3 protein-coding genes are annotated in these 4,965 nt (G+C 75.5%); 1 reads left to right on the forward strand and 2 read right to left on the reverse strand.

Annotated features, from left to right (window positions below; all coding sequences use genetic code 11):
* Nucleotides 1-55: 55 nt before the first annotated feature.
* Entirely contained in the window at nucleotides 56-499 is a 444-nt protein-coding gene (locus ACR9ZK_RS20720) for a hypothetical protein (RefSeq protein WP_481343854.1), read from the reverse strand.
* A gap of 58 nt (nucleotides 500-557) precedes the next feature.
* On the opposite strand from ACR9ZK_RS20720, the gene ACR9ZK_RS20725 reads away from it, so the two are divergent.
* Nucleotides 558-1,766, forward strand: a complete 1,209-nt coding sequence (locus tag ACR9ZK_RS20725) for an MFS transporter (RefSeq protein ID WP_481343855.1) — start codon at nucleotides 558-560, stop codon at nucleotides 1,764-1,766.
* Between the two features lie 19 nt (nucleotides 1,767-1,785).
* Here the strand turns inward: ACR9ZK_RS20725 and ACR9ZK_RS20730 are convergent, their stop codons facing one another.
* Nucleotides 1,786-4,824, reverse strand: coding sequence for a helix-turn-helix transcriptional regulator (locus ACR9ZK_RS20730; protein WP_481343856.1), 3,039 nt, complete (start codon nucleotides 4,822-4,824; stop codon nucleotides 1,786-1,788).
* Nucleotides 4,825-4,965 lie beyond the last annotated feature (141 nt).

The raw sequence follows: 4,965 nt of genomic DNA on the forward strand, positions 1-4,965 counted from the left end.
CCCCCCCCCCCCCCCCCCCCCCCCCCCCCCCTCTTTCAAAGCAGAACCCGACACACTAGATGTAGCTCCGTCTCGTGGGCTCGGAGATGTGTATAAGAGACAGGGCCTCCTCGGTCAGGCCGTCGCGCAGGAGGACGTCGGGTAGGCGGTGGCTGGGTGAGCTCTCGGCGAGCTGCTCGCGCACGAGGTCGTCACCGAGCTCGCGCACGTCGTCGAGCTCCTCGGGGAACGTGCGGGTGCCGGAGGTCGGGGCCGCCGGCGGCAGGCAGAGCCAGTCCGAGATCCAGCCGGGCCTCCAGCTGTGGTCGAGGACGGCGCGGCGCACCGGATGCGCGTCGAGCATCGTGTGGAACGCCTCGCCGTGGGACGCCGCCAGGGCCCGCCCCTCCGGGTCGGACGGGCGGACGAGGTCGTTGAGGGCGCCGACGGTCTCGATGCGCGGCGACACGACGAACCGGCTCCGTGCCAGCAGGTCCGCCGAGATCTGCCAGGTCCCCATGTTTCGCCTCCTCCCGAAACATTAGCCCAGCGGCGGCGGCATCCGGCACGGTGCGGGCGTGCAGACGTACCGACAGCTCTTCGCCGTCCCCGAGTTCCGCGTCCTCTTCCTCGTCCAGTGCCTCAACATCGGCTCGTACGCCGTCGCGTCCCTGGCGCTCGGCACCATCACCTTCGCCGCCACCGGTTCGCCCGTCCTCACGGCCCTGTCGATGTTCGGTGCCCCGCTGATGCGGATCATCGGGCAGTCGCTCTTCGGCTCCGGCTCGGACCTCGTGCGGCCCCGCGCCGCGCTCGTGCTCGTCGTCGCGACGACGCTCGTCACCGACCTGCTCCAGGCGATCCCGGGGCTGGCCTGGGGCTGGCGCTTCGTGCTGCTCGCCGTCGGGCCGCTCATCACGTCGGCGCTCGGCGGGAGCATGATGGCCCTCGTCTCCGACATCCTCCCGCGCGACGGGTTCATCCTCGGCCGGGCCACGATGAACGTCGCCGTCGGCGGCATGCAGATCGTCGGCTTCGGCATCGGTGGCGTCCTGCTCGTCCGCTTCACGACGACGCAGCTGTTCCTCGGGTCGGCCGCGGCCCTGGCCGTCGCGGTGCTGCTGCTGCGGCTCGGCCTGTCCGACCACCCGCCACGGCACGGCGGCGCGTCCGTCGTGCAGCGCACCCGCCAGGTCAACCGGCGTCTCCTCGGCTCGCCCGTCGTGCGGCCCATCTACCTGACACTCTGGGTGCCGAACGGTCTCATCGTCGGGTGCGAGGCGCTCTTCGTGCCGTTCGCCGGGCCCCGCGCCGGCTACCTGTTCGCGGTGACCGCGGCCGGCATGCTCGTCGGCGACGTGGTCGTGGGGCGCTTCCTGTCGATCCCCATGCGGGACAGGCTGATCGGGCCGTTGCGACTGCTGCTGGCAGTGCCGTACCTCGCCTTCTTCGTCGTGCCGTCGCTGCCGCTCGCCGCGGTGCTCGCGTTCGTGGCGTCGGCGGGGTACTCCGCGAGCCTGCCGCTGCAGGAGCGGCTCGTCACCCACACCGACGCCGAGGCCCGTGGCCAGGTGTTCGGCCTCCAGGGCACCGGGCTCATGGTCGGCCAGGCGGTCGGTGCCCTCCTGGGGGGCGCGGTCGCGACCGCCCTCGGCGTCGGACCGGACGCCGCGGCCCGTGCCATGGGCGTCATGGCGGTGGCGTCCGTCGTCGTGTCGCTGGCCCTGACGCCGGGGCTGCGACGGTCGCGGCCCGCCGTCGCCACTGCCGAGCGCCTGCGGGTCTGACCCGGGCCCGTCGCGCCGCTCAGGACGCGACGAGGCCCCGGCGTCGGGCGATCGCAGCCGCCTCGGTGCGTCCGCTGGCGCCCAGCTTGGCGAGCAGGTTGGACACGTGGACGCTGACCGTCTTGGTGCTGATGAACAGCTGCTTGCCGATCTGCCCGTTGGTCAGGCCCCGGGCGAGCAGCTCGAGCACCTCCCGCTCGCGAGCGGTCAGCTCGGCCTGACCTGCCACGACGCGCGCGGCCGACCGCGCGGCCGCCGGCACCGCGCGCTCGAGCTCCGCGAGGAGGGGGCGGGCCCCGAGCCGTTCGGCGACGGCCCGTGCCGCGTCGGCCTCCTGACGCGCGGCGGTGTCGTCGCCGAGCGCGTGGAGGGCGGCCGCGAGCCGCGCCCGGGACCGGGCGGTCTCGTAGACGTGCCCGTACCGTTCGAAGGCGGCGACGCTCGCGCGCCACGCCGCGACGAGGTCGTCGGCACCGGGCGGGTCGTCGAGGTCGGTGGCGCGCCGCAGCCGCAGGGCCTCGGCCTCGGCCCGGGCCAGCCACGCCCACGTCTCGCGGCTCGTGCGCTCGAGGTCGGTGGTCTGCTCCGGGTCGGCGGGCTCGAACGTCGGTCGGGTGGTGCGCTCGACGGCCGGCTTGAGGGCGCCGATGCGGCGCGCCCGGGCCAGGAGGCGCTCGGTGAGCGCGACCATCCGCCGGCGGACGGCGGGATCGGCCGTCGCAGCCGCCGACGCGGCCTGGCCACCGACGAGGGCGGCGAGCCGGACGACGGCGTGGTACTCGCCCCACGCGGCGTCGAGCGTGCCGACGGCGTCCTCGACGAGCTCGACGAGCTCGTCGTGCCGCCCGGCGTCGCCGAACAGGTCGATGCCGGCCATCACGGAGAGCACGACCGCGAGACCGTCGTAGGACCACCAGCGCCGCAGCCGCGCGAACAGGTCGGTGTCGAGGGGTTCGCCGCGCCCGGCACGGACGTGCAGGAGGGCGCCGGTGAAGATCGTGCCGCCCGGCTCCGGTGCCGGAGCGTCACCGAGGTCGAGCCGACGGACCGCGCCGTCCCAGTCGCCGAGCTCGTAGGCGGTGAGGCCGCCGAGCAACCGGCACTCCTGGCCCCACGGCGCCCACTCGCGGTTCATCCGCCGTGCCAGCTCGGCGCCGGCGTCGTAGCGCTGCAGGGCGGTCGGCAGGTCGCCACGGCGGTGGGCGAGGGAGGCGAGCTGGTGCTGGGCGCGCAACCGCAGCGGGTCGCCCGGGTCGAGCCCGTCGAGCACCGAGCGCAGGTGCGTCTCGACCGCGTCGAGGTCCTCCTGGACCTCGAGCACGCGCGCCTGGATGGTGCGAACGACGGCCAGCTGGCCGGCGAGCCCGAGCCGCTCGGCGAGCACCGACACCTCGTCGCCGACGCGTGAGGCCTCGATCCACAGCCCGAGGTCGATGAGCGCCTGGAGCCGCGCCGACAGGACGCGGACCCGCCGCTCGTCCGGCGTCGGCGGGTCGACGAGGGCGAGGGCCTCGTCGGTCAGGGCCAGGGCGTCGAGCGGCACGTCGAGGTTCCGCCCCACGTGCACGAGGGCGGCGAGCAGGTCGGCGCGCGCCTCCGGCCGCTGGGCCCGGCCGGGGTGGGCGAGCCGGTCGCGCAGCAGGTCGACGGCCCGCACCGGGTCCCCCGCGACGGTCGCCGCCTCGGACGCGCGGAGCGTCACGTCGTCGCGCGCGGGGTCGTCCTCGTCGAGCCACGACAGCGCCCGTTCGAGGTGCTGCAGCGCGTCCTGCGGGCCACCCATGGACATCGCGGACTCCGCGGCGGCGCGGCTGGCCTCGACCGCCGTCGTCAGGTCGCCGACGGCGGCCGCGTGCCGGGCGCGCTCGGACGCCGGGGCCAGGCCGGGGTGCTCGGACAGGACCGACGCGTAGGCGCGGTGCAGCCGCAGCCGCTCCCCGGGCAGGAGCGAGTCGGCGACGGTCTCGCCGAGCAGCGCGTGCCGGAACGTGTACGCGGGGGGCCAGCGGGTCTCGAGGACGTGGTGCTCCACGGCGGCCGCGAGCGCGGCCTCGAGCTCGGCGTCGGGCAGGTCGACGACCCGGGCCAGGAGCTCGTGCCCGAGGTACTGACCGCCCTTGAGGGCGATGGCGCGAAGCACCCGCTGCGCGGTGTCGTCGAGCTGCTCCACGCGGGCCCGGAGGACCCGGCTCAGGCCACCGGTCAACGCCTGCCCGGCCGCGGCGCTCGCGACGAGCTCCTCGGCGAAGAACGGGTTGCCCTGGGCACGGGTCGCGATCTCGTCGGCGGTGCCGCGGTCGGTGGGGGCGCCCTCGAGGTGGGCCACGATCTGGCGGACCGCGTCGTCGGCCAGGGGCGCGAGCTCGATGCGCTCGACCCCGGCGATGCGCGCCCACACGGCGAGCGTCTCGTGGAGGGGGTGGCGTCGGTGCAGGTCGTCGGAGCGGTAGGTGACGACGAGGGCGACGTCAGTGGTGAACCCGCGGGTCAGCAGCAGGGTGAGCAGGTCGCGCGAGGAGTGGTCGGCCCAGTGGACGTCCTCGACGACGAGGAGCGCCGGCGTCGCGCCGCCGAGCGCGGTGAGCAGGGCGTGGACGCCCTCGGCCACCTGCCCGGGGTCCGTGGCCGGCGCGGCGGGCGCCGAGGCGGGGACCGACGCGATCGCCGCGGCAGCCGCGTCGGCGCGGGTCGGCAGCAGGCGGGCCAGGCCCGGGTGGGTGGCGAGCACCGCCTCGACGACCTCGGGGTGGCGCGCGTCGATCGCGCCGAGCAGCTCGACGAAGGGCAGGTAGGCGAGGTTGCCGCCGGCGAGCCCGACGCAGTGACCGACGGCGGTGAACCAGCCTGCGTCGGCGGCGTCGCTCGCCAGCTGTCCGAGCAGCCGGGACTTGCCGATGCCGGCGTCTCCGGACACGACGACGACGCCCCCGGTGCGCGTCCGGCCACCCGGTGCAGCAGCGGGTGCGGTACCGGGTGCGCCGGCGTGGAGCCCGACGGCGTCGAAGAGGTGGTGCAGGTCGGCGTCCCTGCCGATGAGGGAGCCGGTGCTGAACGGCATGGAGGGAATCATCCCGTACCCCGGCGACAGCGGCGGGAGGGGTGCACGCCTGTCGCCGGGGTCGGGGCCCGGGCCGGGGCCTGGGCCGGGAGTGGGACCTTTGGCTGTCTCTTATACACATCTGACGCTGCCGACGACGGA

The sequence above is a fragment of the Monashia sp. HAY1-5C genome (genome assembly GCF_056755255.1).